Source organism: Senegalia massiliensis, assembly GCF_009911265.1.
Classification (GTDB): Bacteria; Bacillota; Clostridia; order Tissierellales; family SIT17; genus Anaeromonas; species Anaeromonas massiliensis_A.
Genome location: NZ_QXXA01000010.1, coordinates 35,100 through 54,176 on the forward strand (window position 1 = coordinate 35,100; position 19,077 = coordinate 54,176).

The following is a 19,077-nucleotide window of genomic DNA, read 5'->3' on the forward strand; positions in this document are numbered from 1 at the left end:
ACTAAAATGTATATATCGACTACGGATAACAGAGTCAATGAAAAAAAACAAAAATTTAAAATTGATATTATTAAGTGTATTTCTTATTTTATACTTATAGATTTGATTTTTTTCCCTTATTTCCCTTATTTCATCATGCCTTTAAGTCTACCTGTTGTTATTTTAATGCTTTTTTTTCATGGTAAATTTGAAAAAAATAGTTACTTCAACATATTTATTGCTATATCAATATTTATATTGATAAGCGTTTTTACATCAATAATTATTGGAAGATCTACTGATATAATTCTCGAAAATTTTAAGAGAGCATTCCAACTTATAACATCTTTCTTTTATTTCTTTTATTTTAGTTATTTTACTAAAAGAAAGGATCTAAACATTAAAAAAATTTTAATGGCATTTATAGTATATCAGTTGATTTTAGCAATTATTTTTTTTGCTGATCCATCTATGATAATTTCATTAAAGAAAAATTTCTATACTGCAAGTGCTCATGCAGCGGATAATGTTTTAATCTATATCAGATATAGTTATATGTTCGTTGATCCAAATACTGCTGCATATTTCTACTTAATAATAACATTTTTTTTGTACCATAAATATGACCTAAAACCATTTGCAAAATTTTTTGTAATTTGTTCCACAATTATCTTACTCTTAGCATTCCAAAGTAATGGGGCTATCTTAGCTTTTTTAAGTGGTTTAATATTACATGTAATACTTAATAAGAAATTGCTCAGAGCAAAAACTGTTAAAAATATTTTTGTATTTATCCTGTTAATCATATTGGTACTTATCATTATTAAGAATATTTATCCTAACATATGGTTAGAAATGACAGAGATATTAAATAGATATAAATATAGATATGAAGTTTCACTAGCAACGGAAAATCCAAGAATAGGTATCTATCTAAAAGCAATAGACAATTTAATTCCTTTTTTATGGGGGCAAGGATATACTTTGAAAATTGAAAATGCTATTTTTAAGCCACACAGCGATCATTTTCGTATGATCTACAGTTATGGTCTAGTTGCTTATTTAAGTACTTTATATTATTTTTTTAGACATTTATTAAACAAGAACTTCATATTTGTTTTGCCAGCTTTTTTCGCATTCTCTATTAATACTTTAATTGATGAACAGAAACTTCTCGCATTATTCTTGAGCTTACTTGCAATCTCATTAAAGGAAATAAATGTAGATGAAGATTGTAGTTCATCTCATCACCAGCTTAAATTTAAAGAAAAATCTAATAAAATGAGGTAATAATGTTGCTAATAAAGAAGGTCTTATATAATGAAAGATGAGTTTCTTAAAAAATTTAGAAAAATATTAAATAATGAGCTTGCAGTAAAGATTATTGGTAATTCTAGCTGGCTCATTGGAGATAAAGTATTTACAATGATGCTTGGAGTATTTGTAACAGCTATGGTTGCAAGATACTTTGGCCCTGAAAAATATGGAGTATATAATTATGCTCTTTCATTTGTAACTTTATTTACTGCATTTTCAACATTGGGATTAGAGACATTAGCAGTAAAATCAATAGTTGATAAAGATTATGATGAAGGGACTGTTCTATTTACTAGTTTTCTTATGCGGGTGGTAGGTGGAGTATTACTAACATTTTTGTCTGCGGTAATAATTAGAATCATTGAACCGAACGATAAAACATTACATATATTAGTTCTAGTAATGTCCACAACAATGGTTTTCAAAGCATTTGAAGTTATCGAATTTTGGATCCAGGCATATCAGAAAGCAAAAATATCTTCAATAATAAGAATGACTAGTTACATTTTAATTGCGGCTTTAAAAATTTTAATAGTTATATTGGGTGGGGATTTAATCCATTACTCTCTAGTATATACTTTAAATACAATAATTGTAGGAGTGGCTTTAATAATTGCATACGTAAAAAATAAGAGTTCTGAATTGAATTGGAATTTTGATTTTGCTTTCGCAAAATATATTTTATCACAGAGTTGGTATCTTATTTTATCAGGATTAATGGTAACTTTGTACATGCAAATAGATAAAATTATGTTAGGGACATTAATGAATACAAAAACAGAGGTCGGCGTATATTCTGCTGCTACTCAAATAGCTCAGTTGTGGTACTTTGTCCCAATGGCTATAATTACATCTTTTAAACCTGTAATAATGAAAAATAAAGGATTATCAAATATCACCTATGAAAAATCAGTTCAGATGTTATATTCTATAATTGTTTTAATTAGTTTGGCCTTTGGTATAATTATCTTCCTCTTTTCTGATATGATTGTAGGGATACTCTACGGTCAAGAATTTATAGAGGCTTCAAAAATATTATCCATTAGTGTATGGGCAGGAACATTTGCTGTACTTGGATCAGCAAGAGGAGTATGGCTAATTTGTGAAGGTTTACAAAAATACTCGGTTATCTATATAAGTTTAGGAGCAATCGCTAACATTTTTATGAACTTAATATTAATACCGCAAATAGGTTTTTATGGTGCTGCGATTGCAACTTTGATTTCTCAAATATTAGTCGCGATTATAGCACCGGCATTATTTAAAAAGACAAGGACTTCCTCTTTGATGATCTTAAGGGCTTTTAAATTGAAGGGCCTAATTAAATAAATAGGTCTATAGATAACATCAGCTAAATGAATTGTGGATAATAAATTTAGTGAACTTATGTTAAATATAAAAGGAGATCAAAATGAATACAGTTAAAAACATATTAAAGAAAAATGATTTCATTTTCAAGACTTATAAAAGTTTTGCTAAGAAAAAAATTGAATTCTTCATCAAATTTTCTCCCGTATTAGCAAGTAAGTTTTTATACAAACGAAGCACTGGAAGAAAACTTAACTTAAAAAATCCAAGAAATTTTAACGAAAAAATTCAATGGCTAAAATTATACTGGCAACATCCTTTAGTGGCAAAGTGTGCAGATAAGTATGAAGTGAGGAAATATATTGAAGAGAGTGGATGCAAGGAAATACTTAATGATCTTTATGGTGTCTACAATGACACATCAGAGATAAAATGGGACTCTTTGCCAAACAAATTCGCTATGAAAACCACTAATGGCTGTGACACTTACATTGTTACAAACGATAAAAGTAAACTTAGCAAAGAAAAGTCGTTGAAATTATTAGACAAGTGGTTAAAAATTGATTTTGGACTTTTATATGGCGAAATTCATTATTCGAAAATGAAACCAAGAATCATTTGTGAAAAATACATTGAGACTGATGAAGGGTTACTTCCTAATGACTATAAATTGTTCTGTTTTAATGGAGAACCTAAATACTTATATGTAGGCGTTATTGATGAAACTGGATATACGCATAAAACTTTTTATAATTTGAATTGGGAAAAGCAAGACTTCTTAAAAGCTGGATACAAGTCTTATCATCATAAAAAACCAGATTCACTAAATGATATGATTAAATATGCTAAGATACTATCAAAACCATTTCCTTTTGTAAGAGTTGATTTTTATGACTTGAATGGAAAAACTTTGTTTGGTGAAATGACATTTACTCCTACAGGAGGGCTTGCAACATATTATAAAGATGATATTTTAGAGATGTTGGGTGAAATGATAACTTTACCAAAAGAGAAAATTTTAAATTAGGATTGTAAACATTGTTGAATTAATGGTTTGTTTTTCAAGATTATTATAATATAAGGGGTAAAAATCAATGAAAATTACTATCGCTGGAACAGGCTACGTTGGTCTGTCTAATGCAATACATTTAGCGCAGCACAATGAGGTCACAGCGCTGGATATAATTAAAGAGAAAGTTGATATGATTAACAACAAGAAGTCTCCAATAATCGATCCGTAGATTGAGGAGTATCTAGCAACAAAAGATCTCAACTTAACTGCGACTACACATAATTTTGAGGCATATAAAGATGCTGACTATGTTATTATTTCAACACCAACAAATTATGATCCAGAGAAGAACTACTTCAACACAAGAACGGTTGAGGCAGTCATAGCAAATGTATTATCGATAAATCCAGATGCTGTAATGATTATTAAGTCTACAGTACCTGTTGGATACACAGAGTCAATTAAAGAAACATTTGACACAGAGAATGTTATCTTCTCACCAGAGTTTTTGAGAGAAGGAAAGGCTTTATATGATAACCTCTATCCATCTAGAATTGTAGTTGGCGAGCAATCTGAAAGAGCAAAAGTATTTGCTGAACTGCTTGCCCAAGGATCTATCAAGAAAGACATTCCAATTCTTTATACAGATGCAACAGAAGCAGAAGCAATTAACTTGTTCGCCAATACTTACCTTGCACTTAGAGTAGCATATTTCAATGAGCTTGATTTTTATGCTGAAGTGAGAGGTTTAGATACTAAGCAAATCATCGGAGGTGTAGGGCTAGATCCACGTATAGGTACTCACTACAATAATCCTTCATTTGGTTATGGTGGTTACTGCTTACCAAAGGATACAAAGCAATTATTGGCTAACTATCAGGACGTCCCTCAGAACTTGATGTCTGCAATAGTTGATGCGAACCGCACAAGAAAAGGTCATATCGCCGACATGATCATTAAGAGACAGCCGAAGATTGTTGGTATATACAGGCTTACAATGAAAATGAATTCTGATAATTTCAGACAATCTGCGATTCAAGGTGTCATGAAACGTATTAAAGCTAAAGGTATTCAGGTCGTAGTATTTGAGCCGGCACTTCATGAAGATGAATTCTACAACTCAAGAGTAATTAAGGACTTTGATGAGTTTAAGAAAATCTCGGATGTTATCGTAGCAAATAGATTATCTGATGAGATTAAAGATGTAGTAGACAAGGTCTATACAAGAGATTTATTCAGCAGAGATTAGTAGTCACTCCCCTTCCCACCTATCCAGTGAGCCCCAAAGTCACCAAGATACCATTCATCACATAGGGGAATAGGACTTAGAGGTGACATTAGTTGATTAGGGTGATGGAGAGGAATGGGCATGAAGAGAGAAGTGGCTACAGGAGAGCGTGAATATTAGAGATTCGAACAAAGTAGGTGATGATATGTTAGCCAAAATAAGTATAGCAGCTTACATTATATCTGCAGTTCTACATTACACTAATGATCAAATGAATTTATTCTGGCTGTCAGGTGTGCTGGGCATTGTCACTTTTAGTATAAGTTCGTATATAAGTTTCTATCGCGTGATAGTCTTCCCCGAAAATTAGACAGTTTTATAATTAATTTAGTATTAATTTCTATTCCAAAATCATTTAAATTTGTTCCTTTAAAACCACTAAATATCAGAAAAGTTTAGAGTTTTTAACTAGATTATTATCTAATAATAAATTTTGATATATTAAAATAAATTTAAAAACTAAACTAGACAATAGAATAATTATTATGTTACAATTTTTAACATGAAAAATAGTAAAAGATATAAACCAGAATTTAAAGCAAAAGTTGTATTAGAGATATTAAAACTTAATAGTAATTTTACCTCCAATTTTCTATATAAGTATCAAAAGAAAATTGGAGGTATTTTTATGAGTAAATTATTTGGACGAAAACCACTTGTATTAGATGAAGATTTAGCAAAAATTATAGGACTTAATGAGTCTATAGTAATTCAACAAATACATTATTGGATAGAGATAAATAAATCTAAGAATATTAATTTTTATGAGGACAAGTACTGGACATATAATACAATGATTCAGTGGCAAGAAGAATTTCCTTTTTGGAGTATAGAAACAGTAAAGAGAACTTTAAAAAAAGTAAGAGATAAAAATCTATTATTAATAGGTAATTTTAACAAACTAAAAATAGGTAGAACACTTTGGTATACAATAAATTATTCTGAATTAGAAAAAATAATGGAAAATAGCAAAAAGACTCAACCAATACCAGAGATTTCTACAGAGATTAACAAAAATATAAATAATAAGTCTATCAGTCAGTCTAATAATATAGTTAATAGTAATAAAGAAGAAAGACAAACTAAAAATAGATTTAATTATAATGATTTTAGTTTAAAGTATAAGAGAATATTAGATAATTCATATATTGATTATATAGATGAACCATATAGAGAACCAGTGAAACACGCTATAAGATTACTTATACTTGATGGTATAAATAAATATAGCAGGTAATTTAATACCAAATACTATATTTAATTTAGATATAGAAAAAAATAAATCAATTTGTAATAGAACATGCAATTAATAAAATTAAAAATATAAGTAAAAATACAAATATAAAAAATACCATAATGTATTTAAAGACATGTATTTATAATGCTATCTTGGATTTGATTTTATATACTCTAAATCCCCACCAATAAAAACTTTTAAAATAAATTTATCCCAATGAGCAATAACTTCATTTCTCACATCACTAAATTCTTCTTATGCATACTCTGAATCAATAAATAAAAATCTCACTCCTATTTTTTCATCTGGATTAGATTCAAGATACCTTTATATTGTAAATTACTTATAATCCTATATATTTACTATAGTAGGGTATTAAATTTAAATATTTATTTTTAGAATTATTATATAAATTAAAGGGTTATCTATAATTCATATATAAGATATAGAGATTTATAATTAGACACTCCTAAATTAATACTGTAGTATAAGATTTGTACAAAGCTTATATTAATAGCATTGAAAGGATGATAGTTATGAAAAAGAAAAAAGTGCTAGTTCTATTATTGTTAATTTTATTTTTAACAATAATAGTATCAGGATGTAGTGATGAAGAAAATGATGAGGTAAATTCTAATACAGACACAAATTCTAAAGAAATTTCAAGTGAGGTACCTACGTTAAAATTAGGATATATATTTACTAATCATCAAACACCGATAATGGTAGCTGCAAGTAAGCAAGAAAAATTAACAGATAATGGAATTCATTTAGAAGAGGTAATAGAAAAGGAAAAGTATAAATTGATGGAAGGTGAAGAACATATAGCTAATGTTGATTTAGTAGTTTCTAAGAGTGGGTCTGAAACTATGACATTATTAGCTCAAAATCATATAGATATTGGTCTTGCATCAAATACTGCATTTATAACTGCAAGAGATCAAGGTAATCCAGTTAAAATTTTAGCTCCTGTACATACAGAAGGAATAGGTCTTGTAGTAAATAAAGATTCTGAAATTAATGACTGGGAAGAGTTTTTAGCTAAGTCAAAAGAAAATGAAAAACCTATGTCAATAGGATATCATTCTCCTACAAGTGCACCATTAATACTACTTGAAGCAGCTTTAAAAAATGAAGATGTAAATTATACTAAAGATCCATCAGATGTAGATGCCGATATTTTATTAGTTGATTTAAAGGGTACTAGTAATTTTATACCTGCAACCACATCTAATCAAGTAGATGCTTGGGTTGGGCCTGCACCTTACCCAGAACTAGCAACTGTTGAAGATGTAGGAAAGATAATATTAGACATGAAACATCTTCCTCCAGAAGGTAATTGGCATGATTTTCCATGTTGTGTAATGGGTACTACAGAAGATTTAGTAGAAAGTAATCCTCAAGAGATAGAAAAACTATTAGAGCTTATAACAGCAGGAGCAGAATATGCTCAAAATAATAGAGATGAAGCTGCAAAGATAACTTCAGACTTTACTGGAGTATCATATGAGGCTGCTAAGTTATCAACAATAAAATATACTACTAATCCATCAGATGTATGGATAGATAATATGGATTTAACATATCAAACATTAAAAAATACTAATAGTTTAACTGATAAACTAGTTGAAAAGTCATTTGAAGAAGCTTCAGATGAAATATTTGATTTTAGCTTTATAAGAAATACATTAAAATAATTGATTTTAATTTTATAAGAATCACATTAAAATAATTAATAGCAGGATATTTGTTCTGCTATTAATTATGTCTAGAAATAATTGAGGTGAAAAATTAATGATACCTAAAAGATATATAAAATCTATGATATTACCTGTATTATTTATAATTATTTGGCAAATGCTCTCTATAAGCATTGATAACGCTATAATACTTCCTAGAGTTGATTCAATCACGGAATTATTGATACGTCCAACACAAGACTTATTAAGTATAGGTTCTCTCATAGATAATACAATAATATCAGTAATAAGAGTAATAATAGGTTATATTATAGCTTCTATTGTAGCTATAACACTTGGAATGATTATAGGATATTCACATAAATTAGATGAATTTTTATTACCTTTTCTAAGTATATTTAGGCCCATAGCTCCATTAGCCTGGGTACCCTTGGTATTAGCTTGGTTTGGTGTATCTAGTTTAGCTACAATTACAGGAGTAGAACAAGGTTCCTTATATATACAACTTAATAATATTAAACTATCTATGCTATTTATAATATTTATTGGAGCTTTTTTCCCTATTCTTACAAATACTATTTATGGAGTAAAAAGTGTAAAGAAAACATTAATAGATTCTGCTTTAACTTTAGGTGCTAATAGAAAACAAATTTTTACTAAAGTATTACTTCCAGCTTCTCTACCTTCTATTGTAACAGGTCTTAGAATAGGACTAGGAGTTGCTTGGATGTGTTTGGTGTCTGCTGAGATGCTTCCTGGGAGTCTTTCAGGGATAGGTTATTTAATCACCCATGCATATACAGTAGCAAGGACTGATGTTGTAATAGCTGGAATGATATCTATAAGTTTAGTAGGTGGATTTTTGGAGTTTACTTTTCAAAAAATAGAAAATAAATTTTTCAAATGGCAAAGGATGGAAAGATAAGTGGAAATTAAGAATAAAATTATTGAAGTAAATAACTTGAAGAAAACTTTTATTACAGAAAAACAGAATAGAATAGAGGCTTTAAAAGAAATAAATTTAGATATAGGTGAACAAGAATTTGTGTGTTTGATTGGACCTAGTGGTTCAGGTAAATCAACTTTACTTAGACTTATGGAGGGTCTTATTTTCCCAACAGAAGGAATTGTAAAAGTTAAGAATAAGATTGTCACAGGTCCCTTACCTGAAGCTGGTATGGTATTTCAGGAATACTCTCTTATGCCTTGGAGAAATATAATTGACAATGTATCTTTTGGTTTAGAAATAAGAAACATACCTAAAATAAGAAGATATGCTAGAGCAGAAGAACTTTTAGAGAAATTTGGTTTGTCAGAGTTCTTACAAAGTTACCCTTACGAATTATCTGGTGGTATGCAACAGAGAGCAGCAATAGCAAGGGCAATAGCAGCTTCTCCTGATATATTATTTATGGATGAACCATTTGGTGCTTTAGATGCATATACTAGACTTCAAATGCAAAAGGATCTTATAGATTTCTGGCTTGAAGAAAAAAGAACTGTTGTATTTGTAACTCATAGTATTGAAGAGTCAATATTTCTTGGTACAAAAATAATATTAATGAGTCCAAGACCTGGACAAATCGACAAAGAATATGATATTAATCTACCTTATCCAAGAAATAGGTTCAATAAAAAATTTCAAGAATACTTTGAAGATATAATGGAAAGAATGAACGAAATTAGTAAAAATTAATAAATTTATTTTATAATTAATTATAATAAGGTTACAAATAAGAATACATAAATAGCAATCAGAATTTCCTTTTTAGAGTATAGAAATAGTAAAAGAGAAATATATGTGGATGCTAATTTACGATATCATGTTATAGTGTAATTAGTTTATATACACAGATTAGTATGAATAGTGTGGAAAAGTGCTTTGTAATATTTCCTTGTGTGTGGATAAAATGAAAAGATGTACCTTATAGTTTTTATTAGATATTGTGTTGACCCTTGAGTTACTTCATAGTTTATAATTTAAAATAGAGTATAAACAATGAAGTGATGAGGAGGATTTAGATGAATAAATATGATGTTGTTGTTATAGGAGCTGGTGCTGGAGGGTTAAATACTGCATTTGAGGCAATTGGACTAGGAAAAAAGGTAGCGCTTATTGAAAAAAATGCACCTGGTGGAGAATGTACTTGGTCAGGATGTATACCTAGTAAGGCATTGATTAATATTGCAGACGAAATCCACACTGCTCAAAAATATGGCACAGTAAATATAGATGGTAAAGAGATATTAAATAAAGTTAGAGAATTAGTTCATACTGCCCATCAAGCTGAAGCTGTTGAAGTATTACAAGAAGTAGGTATTGACTATATAAAAGGATATGCTAAATTTAAAGATACTAATACGCTGGATGTAGAAGGAAAAGAGGTCAAAGGAGATAAAATATTTATCAGTACAGGAACATCTGCTTTAGTTCCTCCAATTAAGGGATTGGACCGAGTTAATTATTTAACCAATGAAAATATTTTCCTTTTAAAGGATCTTCCAAAGAGTATGATTGTATTAGGTGGTGGGCCTATTGGGGTTGAGTTAGCACAAGCTTTTAATAGGTTGGGAGTAAGTGTTAAGATAGTTGAAATGGCTGAAACTTTATTGGTTAGAGAAGAAAAAGAAATGGCATTAAATATACAAAAAACTTTAGACAAAGAAGGTATAGAAGTATTTACATCTGCTAAGGGTGTTGAAGTAAAAGAGGAAGAAAGTGGTGTTAACTTAATAATAGATAAAGATGGAAATACGAGTGTGATAAAGGCAGAAAAGATCCTGCTTGCATTAGGTAGAAAACCTAATTTGGAAGGTTTTAATTTAGAAAAAGTAGGTGTGAAATATAATAAAAAAGGAATCCAAGTAGATGATTATTTTGAAACAAATATCCCTAATATATATGCTGTTGGAGATGTTGTAGGACCTTATTTATTTTCACATATGGGTGCTGTTCAAGCGAAACAAGCAGTAAAAAATGCATTTACACAGACTAAAGAAACAGTAGACTATAGTAATACTTCTTGGTGTACTTTTACCCATCCTGAACTTGCAAGAACAGGTATGACAGAAGAAGAAGCAAGAGCTCAATTCGGAAATAATATACAAGTATTTACACATAAATATAGGGATGTAGATAGGGCAGTTGTAGACCAAAAAACTCAAGGAATGGCTAAAGTGATATGTGATGAACAAGGATATATTTTAGGAGCGAGTATTTTAGGTGAAAGGGCATGTGAGATGCTAGGGGAGCTTCAAATTGTAAAGTCTTTCAATATACCATTTTATAAATTACAAGAAGTAATTCATCCTTATCCTAGTTATAGTGAGATATTATTAACTATGAGCAATGATGCATATGATAATAGAAAATAGAACTTTTTAACCTAATAGCACATGTTTCTATGATATAATTAAAAGAAATATATGATTAGAAAGGTGTAATGAGATGTTTGGCAAATATTTTAAGACAGGAGATATGGCAAGATTTCATAATGTTTCTTCTGATACAGTAAGATATTATGACAAAGAAGGGTTAGTAACCCCCACAGTTGTAAAAAATAATAAATATAGGTATTATGATATAAACGATACATTAAAATTCAGCTGTGTGACAAGGTTAAGGGAGATGGATGTCTCTATTGATAGCATTAAAGACTGGTTAGAATATGATAATTTAAATGATCTCACATCTTTTAACATAAAACATGTTGAAAACCTAGAATTGCAAAAATTACTAATTGATAAGAAGATAGCATATATTAAAGAGTTTAATAAAAGAATGGAAAGTTTTAAGTTAAACCCAAATACTATTGAATACAAAAAAGATGATTTTATTTATATATGTAATGACTTAAACTTTACCACTGATAATGAAAATATTCATATGGATAAACCTATTGATATAAGTGGTGTGTTAGACGAGTTTTGGACTAGAACTTCTTTTTTAGGTTATATGAATCAGTTACAAGATAAAGGAAAAGTATATTGTGCAAATATAGTTTCCAGTGATTGTGATATAATAAAAAGAATAGATTTTGGTAATACACTTAGATTTAATTATATAGGTGATGTATTTTCAGATAATACATATCTAGATGAAGTAATGGAAAAGGTAAATTCATATTGTAATAAAAACAGATATAAGCTCAAAGGGGATTATTATGAGGTCTATTATTTGTCACAATCTGTAGATGAAACACCTATCTACTATGTACACATATATTTCCCATTAGAGGATATATAGAGCCTATATATAGTTTTATTATGAAATATTCTAGAAAATTTAAATTTTAATAAATATTATATATAAAAAAACGATTACTAATAAATTTATTAGTAATCGTTTTTTTATATATAAATAATGAAAGAACTTTCAAAATTACTTTATTAAATGAATAAAACAGAAGAAATAACAAGAAAAATGAAAGTAAAACCAAAATAGTCTATATATATTGAAAATAGTTTCGGAAGTTATATAATAATACATAAGATATGAGAGAAGGGGGTGAATTAATGGATATAAAGAATAATTTGATAGTGTCATGTCAGGCATTAGAAGATGAACCACTTCATTCTTCATTTATAATGGGAAGAATGGCTATTGCAGCTAAGCAGGGAGGTGCTAAAGGAATAAGAGCAAATTCTGTAGAAGATATTTTAGAAATAAAAGAGAAAGTGGACTTACCTATAATTGGAATAATAAAAAAAGAATATGATGACAGTAATGTTTATATAACGCCAACTATTAAAGAAGTGGATATGCTAGTAAGATGTGAAGTTGATATTATAGCAATAGATGCTACAAATAGAATGCGACCTAATAATTTAAATTTAGAAGACTTTTTTAATAATATAAGAAATAAATATCCTAATGTTAAATTGATGGCTGATTGTTCTAATTATGAAGAAGCAATATATGCAAATAAACTTGGTTTTGATTATATAGGAACTACTTTAGTAGGCTATACTGATTATACTAAAAACAAAAGAATTGAATATAATGATTTTGAACTAATAAGAAAAATACTTAAATATATTGATGTACCATTAATTGCAGAAGGAAACATAGATACACCTGAAAAAGCAAAGCGTGTTATTGAATTAGGTTGTCATAGTGTTGTAGTAGGATCTATGATAACAAGACCACAAGTTATAACTGAAAAATTTGTAAAAACAATTAAAAATCAGGAGTGATAATAATGATGGAAAGAATCGAAAAAATATTTTTACCTTTAGCTAACAAATTATCTACAAATAGATATTTAGCAGCTATAAGAGATGGTTTTGTGGCAATATTACCAATAATGATAGCGGGATCTTTTTTCATACTGATTAATAACGTTTTCATAGGAGAGGATGGATTTACAGATAAGTTATTTGGTATGCCTTTTGAAAACTTGAAACAATTAGGAGCAAGTATAGCACCTGCAACATTGTCAGTCATGTCAATATTATTAACCTTTACAACCGCTAAGGCATTAACTGAGTATTATAAGGATGATACAACTATACTACCTACAATTTCAGTAGTTTCATTATTTATATTAATGCCAATAACTTTTGATGGAGACCTTGGTATAGAATATATCAATACATTTTATACAGGTTCAGCAGCATTATTTATGGCATTTATATCATCTATTTTTACTGTAGAAATATTGCATAGACTTTCTAAAGTAAAAAAGTTAATAATAAAGATGCCTGAAAGTGTACCACCATCCATAGCAAGATCCTTTAATAAATTAGTCCCTGTATTAATTACCATGTTAATATTTGGTGTGATTAGAATTATAACAAATCTAATAGGTTCACCTTTAAATAATTTAATATTTGAGTTAATACAAACTCCTTTTACTAACATTGTAAGTTCAACTGCAGGAGTAATAATTATTTATTTCTTATACATGTTGTTATGGGGTATGGGAGTTCATAGTGCTTTTATATTTAACCCTATTTTAGAACCTATATTTTTAACTTCTTTAAGTGAAAATGTAGCTAATGTAGAAGCTGGAAGTGCAATGACTGAAATAATTACTAAGCCTTTTATAGATTCTTTTATGTTTATGGGGGGTGCAGGTAATATGCTTGCTTTAATAATAGCTATATTTATTGTATCAAGAAAAGAAGAGTATCGTAAAATAGGAAAAATAGGACTAGCTCCTGCACTTTTTAATATTTCAGAACCAATAATGTTTGGATTACCAGTAGTAATGAATCCTATACTTATAATTCCAATGATAGTTTCTACATTAGCAGGACTTGGAATAGGTATGATTGCTACTACTATCGGTATTATATCAAATACTTATATATTAATACCGTGGACTACACCACCTATCATTAGTGCTTTTTTAGCTACAGGAGGAGACTTCTTTGCTGCTATAGTGGCACTTGTTGTTCTAGTAGTGTCAGTTTTAATATACATGCCATTTGTGGCTATAACAAATAAACAAAGGATTGAATATAATGACTAAAGTTTTGGCATTTGATTTAGATGGAACATTAATAAATAATAAAAATGAAGTTATTGGAGGTGAGAAAACTCTTAAATTACTTGATAAAATAAAGAAGTTAGGCTTTGAACTTGTAATTACTACAGGAAGATTAGATCACGATATATATTATATAAATGAAAAATATGGATTAGATATTAAATATAGAATTTCGCAAAATGGAGCAGTTATTCAAGATAAAACAAGTTCTAAAGCAATGTTATTAGATAAGAAGGAAGCTATAAGGCTGTACAAAAATCTTATAGAAAAATTTAATGATATTAGAATAGAATTAAATACTGTAAGTAATAGGTATTGGCATAGCGAACGTGATCCTGACTTTCCAAAGGAATATTATGACTCATCAGCTATAAAAAAAGATTTTTCTTCTATTATAAAATTTCAACCAATTGTGTTGTTTTTATTAATAGGCGATAATTGTAGAATAGATAGCGTTCAAAAATATATAAATGAGAATTATGAAAAATTTGATGCAATTAAAACATCAGAAACTTCATTAGAAATATTAAAAACAGGTATATCTAAAGGAAATACTTTGAGAAAGCTTTTTCCAGATTCTAAAATAATATCTATTGGAGATTCTGACAATGATTATTCTATGTTTGAAAAGTCTGTAGCTTCTTATTATGTTGGACCTGATCCTAAAGGTGCAATGAAAGCTAAATATAATGTATTAGATATACATGAAGCATTAGTTCATATATATGAGGAGGAAAAGAATAATGACTAATCAAGAAATCGCATTTAATATCATTGCTAATGTAGGTACAGCGAAATCTTTGTATATTGAAATTATCGATAAATGTGAAAAAAGAGAATTTCATGATATAGAAAAAATGTATGAAGAAGCAGAAGAGTATTTAAAAATAGCTCATAAGGCACATTTTAATTTAATTCAAAAAGAAGCAAAGGGAGAAGATGTAAATTTAACATTGTTATTAATACATGCAGAAGATCAATTGATGAATGCAGAAACTATTAAAATAATTTCTAAGAAATTTGTTCATATTTATAAGGAGGAATTAAAATGATAAAAATACTATTAGTATGTAATGCGGGAATGTCTACTTCAATATTAGTTGAAAAAATGAAAAAAGAAGCAGAATCAAAAGATATAGAATCAAAAATATGGGCTCTTTCTAGTAGTGAAGCAAGAAGCTTAGAAGAAGATGTAAATGCAGTTTTAGTAGCTCCTCAGTTAAAATTTGCATTAAATGATATTAAGAATATGTTTGAAAATACGCCTGTAGATGTAATAGATATGAAAATTTATGGAACTATAGATGGTAAATTGGCTCTTGAAAAAGCTATGGGAATGATAAAAAAATGAAAATTTTATATATCCCTTTAGATGAAAGACCCTGTAATAGGTTATTTCCTCAATTTATTACAGAAACAAGAGAAGATATAGAATTAGTATCTCCTCCTATAGAATTATTAGGAAATAAGAAAAAACCAGCAGATGTAAATAAACTATGGGAATATATATTTTCTAATATTAAGTATTGCGATTATGCAGTATTATCTATAGATATGCTAGTATATGGAGGTTTAATACCATCTAGACTTCATTATTTGAAAAAAGAGGAAGCTAAAAGAAGAATAAATAATATAAAAGAATTAAAAAAATATAATAAAGAAATTAAAGTTTATGCTTTTAATTGTATAATGAGATCACCTCAATATAATTCTTCAGAAGAAGAACCTGAATACTATGCTGAGCATGGATACAATTTATTTAGAAAAGCATATTTAAATGATAAAAAAAATAGAGTTGATTTAACATCAAAGGAATCCGAAGAACTTTTTGGTATAGATATCCCTGAGGAAATATTGAGAGATTATGAAGAAAGAAGAAATTTTAATGTTGATATAAATATTGAGGCTGTAAATTTAGTAAAAGAAAAGGTAATAGACTTTCTTACTATACCTCAAGATGATTCTAGTCCATATGGTTATACAGCTATAGCACAACAAAGAGTTTTAGATTATATTAAAAAACATGAATTAGAATTAAAGATAAATATATATCCTGGAGCTGATGAAGTAGGGTCTTCTCTAATTGCTAGAGCTTTAAATGATTTTTTAGACAGACAAATTAAAATATATCCTTTCTATTCATCAACATTTGGACCTACTATAATTCCGCTATATGAAGATAGACCTATGAATGAAAGTTTAAAATATCATGTAAGAGTATGTAATGGAGTTTTAGTTGAGAATCCAGAGAAAGCAGATATTATTTTAGCCATTAATTCTCCAGGGAAACATATGCAAGAATCTTTTGATCAAAAAGATAAGCTTGACTTAACTTATAAATCTTTTAGAAATTTACAAGATTTTGTATTTAAAATAGAGGAATTCATTGAAAAAGGAAAAAAGGTTATAATAAGCGATTCTGCATTTTCAAATGGTGGAGATCTAACATTAATTAAATATCTTGATAGATTAGATATATTTGATAAGTTAATTGCATATGGTGGATGGAATACTAATTGTAATACTTTAGGCACAGTTTTATCCTCTGGTATATATGCTTTTGACTCAAAAGATAAAAGTAAAATATTAAAACATTTAATATATAGATTAGTTGAAGATGTTATTTATCAAGCTAATGTAAGACAGAATATCACTAATAATTTTCTTCCAAAACATAATCTGTCTTATACTGACCTAAAAGGTAAAGAAGAATATGTAGAGGAAGAGGTAGGAAAGTTATTATTAAATGAATACAATAAATATAATTTATCAAATGAATATAAGTTAAATAATTTTAAAGCATATTTACCATGGAGGCGAATGTTTGAGGTTGGTTTAAAATTTAATATTGAGTAAATCTTGATAAATAGTCTATATGTAATTATAATTACATATAGACTATTTTAAAATAGGAGCTGAGTTTATTGAATAAATTTAAAAGTAATGTTATATCAAGAATTGAGGCTACTTATGAAAATTTTACAAATACAGAAAAGAAAATAGCTGATTTTTTTATATCTAACAAAGAGATTATTGATTTTTCTGCTAAAAACATATCTTCAAAATTATATGTTTCTGAAGCTTCATTATCAAGATTTTCTAAAAAAATGAGTTTCAAAGGATATAGAGAATTTATATATCAATATAAAAATACAATGAAACAAGATGATATTAATATAGACAATCTAACTAAAGGTGTACTTGAAACATATGGTGAATTACTAAATAAATCATATTCTTTGATTGATGATAAACAAATGATAAAAGTAGCGAAGTTACTGTTAAAATATGATAAGGTATATACCTATGGTATTGGAAGTTCTGGTACAGTAGCTCAAGAATTTAGAATAAGATTTATGAGGCTAGGTCTTCATGTAGAGCATATTATTGATGAACATATAATGAAAATGAATAGAGCATTAATTGATGAAAAAACACTTGTAATAGGATTTTCTATAAGTGGAAATAACATAATAAAAGAATCTCTTAAAGTTGCAAAGGAAAAGGGAGCAAAAACTATAATTATAACTTCTAGTAATGATTATAAACTTTATGAGTTTTGTGATGAAGTAATGTTAATAGCAGTCAAGAAAAATTTAGAGATAGGAAATACAATTTCTCCTCAATTTCCAATGTTAGTAATTACGGATGTATTATATGCTCATTTCTTAAATTTAGATTATAAAGATAAAAATGAAATTTTAACAGATACTTTAGAGGGGATAAAATTTAAATAAAATAAAGACTACTTAATAAATTAATTTTAATTTATTAAGTAGTCTTTATTTTATTATATACGTCTTTAAGATTTAATTTAAACAGTATTCTCTTTGTGATATTTTCTAAATTTTAATGGAGTTATTGATTCTTTCTTTTTAAAAAGACGGATGAAATTACTCTGACTATTAAATCCAGAGCTTAATGCAATAGTAGTAATATCATCATCAGTATGATAAAGTCGGTCTTTTGCATGGGCAATTCTTTTTAATAATATATATTGTTTTATAGTAAACCCAGTGACATGTTTAAATGTATGAGATAGATAATATTTACTAATAAAGAATTTTGATGATAAAAAATTTAATGTAATATTTTTTTTGAAATTTTTATCTATATATTGTTGAATTTCAAAGACTTTTTGCTCTGATTTTTTAACGTTCATTATTGGAAATTGGTTATTATAATTTCTATATATATAAACTAAAAAAGATGCTAGAGTTGAGGTGAATTCAATATACCATAATGATTCTTTTTTAGAATAAATATTATTTAAATTATTTAATATGGATTTTACAAATGGAACATCTTCATCTATAATTCTAAATCCATGCTTAAAATTACTAGGTCTAATTTTAAATATAGAAAGAAGTTCATTTTCTTTGATAATATCATCTAAATAATCAGAGTCAATAATCACCATGTATCTTGAGTAGGGAATCGACTTTGGAAACATTTTATGTTTTTCCACATTGTTTATAAATAGTAGATGGTTTTTGGGAAAATCATAATTAGAATTATTGATGATAAATTTGGAACTTCCTTCAGTAATAAATATTAATTCATAACCATTATGATAATGTTCTTTTAAACCATCTTTAATAGAACTAAGTGTTAGATAGTTCATATCAATATTTTGATAATCCATAACCCTCCTCCTTTATAATAGCAACTTTTATCAATTTTTCAGCAAGTAATTTATATCTCTGCTATCATTATTATATTATAATGATAATGAATAAACA

The 19,077-nt window shown here is 27.8% G+C and carries 17 protein-coding genes and 1 pseudogene; 17 read left to right on the forward strand and 1 reads right to left on the reverse strand.

Annotated features, from left to right (window positions below; genetic code table 11):
* The first annotated feature begins 6 nt into the window (after positions 1-6).
* The 17 genes and pseudogenes from D3Z33_RS09545 to D3Z33_RS09625 all read left to right on the forward strand — a co-directional run bounded on the left by D3Z33_RS09545 (position 7) and on the right by D3Z33_RS09625 (position 18,072).
* Entirely contained in the window at positions 7-1,269 is a 1,263-nt protein-coding gene (locus tag D3Z33_RS09545; RefSeq protein ID WP_160197540.1) for a hypothetical protein, read from the forward strand.
* 30 nt (positions 1,270-1,299) lie between these two features.
* Positions 1,300-2,625 carry a flippase gene (locus tag D3Z33_RS09550; RefSeq protein ID WP_160197541.1) on the forward strand — a complete coding sequence of 442 codons (1,326 nt, stop codon included), beginning with the start codon at positions 1,300-1,302 and terminating at the stop codon, positions 2,623-2,625.
* Between the two features lie 82 nt (positions 2,626-2,707).
* On the forward strand, positions 2,708-3,631 hold the full coding sequence (locus tag D3Z33_RS09555) for an ATP-grasp fold amidoligase family protein (RefSeq protein WP_160197542.1): 924 nt from the start codon (positions 2,708-2,710) through the stop codon (positions 3,629-3,631).
* Between the two features lie 67 nt (positions 3,632-3,698).
* Positions 3,699-4,865 (forward strand): annotated as a pseudogene (locus D3Z33_RS09560) (nucleotide sugar dehydrogenase).
* Positions 4,866-5,532: 667 nt separating this feature from the next.
* Entirely contained in the window at positions 5,533-6,141 is a 609-nt protein-coding gene (locus D3Z33_RS09565) for a hypothetical protein (RefSeq protein ID WP_160197543.1), read from the forward strand.
* A gap of 536 nt (positions 6,142-6,677) precedes the next feature.
* Positions 6,678-7,838, forward strand: coding sequence for an ABC transporter substrate-binding protein (locus D3Z33_RS09570; protein WP_160197544.1), 1,161 nt, complete (start codon positions 6,678-6,680; stop codon positions 7,836-7,838).
* Between the two features lie 97 nt (positions 7,839-7,935).
* On the forward strand, positions 7,936-8,766 hold the full coding sequence (locus D3Z33_RS09575) for an ABC transporter permease (protein WP_160197545.1): 831 nt from the start codon (positions 7,936-7,938) through the stop codon (positions 8,764-8,766).
* The gene (locus tag D3Z33_RS09580) at positions 8,767-9,537 is read left to right on the forward strand and encodes an ATP-binding cassette domain-containing protein (RefSeq protein ID WP_160197546.1); all 771 of its coding nucleotides are present in this window, start codon (positions 8,767-8,769) and stop codon (positions 9,535-9,537) included.
* A gap of 326 nt (positions 9,538-9,863) precedes the next feature.
* The gene (locus D3Z33_RS09585) at positions 9,864-11,216 is read left to right on the forward strand and encodes a dihydrolipoyl dehydrogenase family protein (protein WP_160197547.1); all 1,353 of its coding nucleotides are present in this window, start codon (positions 9,864-9,866) and stop codon (positions 11,214-11,216) included.
* Between the two features lie 73 nt (positions 11,217-11,289).
* The gene (locus D3Z33_RS09590) at positions 11,290-12,087 is read left to right on the forward strand and encodes a MerR family transcriptional regulator (RefSeq protein WP_160197548.1); all 798 of its coding nucleotides are present in this window, start codon (positions 11,290-11,292) and stop codon (positions 12,085-12,087) included.
* Positions 12,088-12,356: 269 nt separating this feature from the next.
* The gene (locus tag D3Z33_RS09595) at positions 12,357-13,037 is read left to right on the forward strand and encodes an N-acetylmannosamine-6-phosphate 2-epimerase (protein WP_160197549.1); all 681 of its coding nucleotides are present in this window, start codon (positions 12,357-12,359) and stop codon (positions 13,035-13,037) included.
* Between the two features lie 5 nt (positions 13,038-13,042).
* Positions 13,043-14,317 carry a PTS sugar transporter subunit IIC gene (locus D3Z33_RS09600; RefSeq protein ID WP_130805819.1) on the forward strand — a complete coding sequence of 425 codons (1,275 nt, stop codon included), beginning with the start codon at positions 13,043-13,045 and terminating at the stop codon, positions 14,315-14,317.
* On the forward strand, positions 14,310-15,086 hold the full coding sequence (locus tag D3Z33_RS09605) for an HAD-IIB family hydrolase (RefSeq protein WP_160197550.1): 777 nt from the start codon (positions 14,310-14,312) through the stop codon (positions 15,084-15,086). Before D3Z33_RS09600 ends, D3Z33_RS09605 begins: the two co-directional genes overlap by 8 nt.
* Positions 15,079-15,387, forward strand: coding sequence for a PTS lactose/cellobiose transporter subunit IIA (locus tag D3Z33_RS09610; RefSeq protein ID WP_130805821.1), 309 nt, complete (start codon positions 15,079-15,081; stop codon positions 15,385-15,387). The genes D3Z33_RS09605 and D3Z33_RS09610 overlap by 8 nt, the downstream gene beginning before the upstream one ends.
* Positions 15,384-15,686, forward strand: a complete 303-nt coding sequence (locus D3Z33_RS09615; RefSeq protein ID WP_160197551.1) for a PTS sugar transporter subunit IIB — start codon at positions 15,384-15,386, stop codon at positions 15,684-15,686. Before D3Z33_RS09610 ends, D3Z33_RS09615 begins: the two co-directional genes overlap by 4 nt.
* Complete coding sequence (locus tag D3Z33_RS09620; RefSeq protein WP_160197552.1) at positions 15,683-17,191, forward strand: DUF4127 family protein; 1,509 nt, start codon at positions 15,683-15,685, stop codon at positions 17,189-17,191. The genes D3Z33_RS09615 and D3Z33_RS09620 overlap by 4 nt, the downstream gene beginning before the upstream one ends.
* Before the next feature lie 68 nt (positions 17,192-17,259).
* Positions 17,260-18,072, forward strand: a complete 813-nt coding sequence (locus D3Z33_RS09625; protein ID WP_160197553.1) for a MurR/RpiR family transcriptional regulator — start codon at positions 17,260-17,262, stop codon at positions 18,070-18,072.
* A gap of 77 nt (positions 18,073-18,149) precedes the next feature.
* Here D3Z33_RS09625 and D3Z33_RS09630 read toward each other — a convergent pair whose 3' ends face one another.
* A complete protein-coding gene (locus D3Z33_RS09630; protein WP_160197554.1) occupies positions 18,150-18,980 on the reverse strand; it encodes an AraC family transcriptional regulator in 831 nt (276 codons plus the stop codon).
* Between the last annotated feature and the right edge of the window lie 97 nt (positions 18,981-19,077).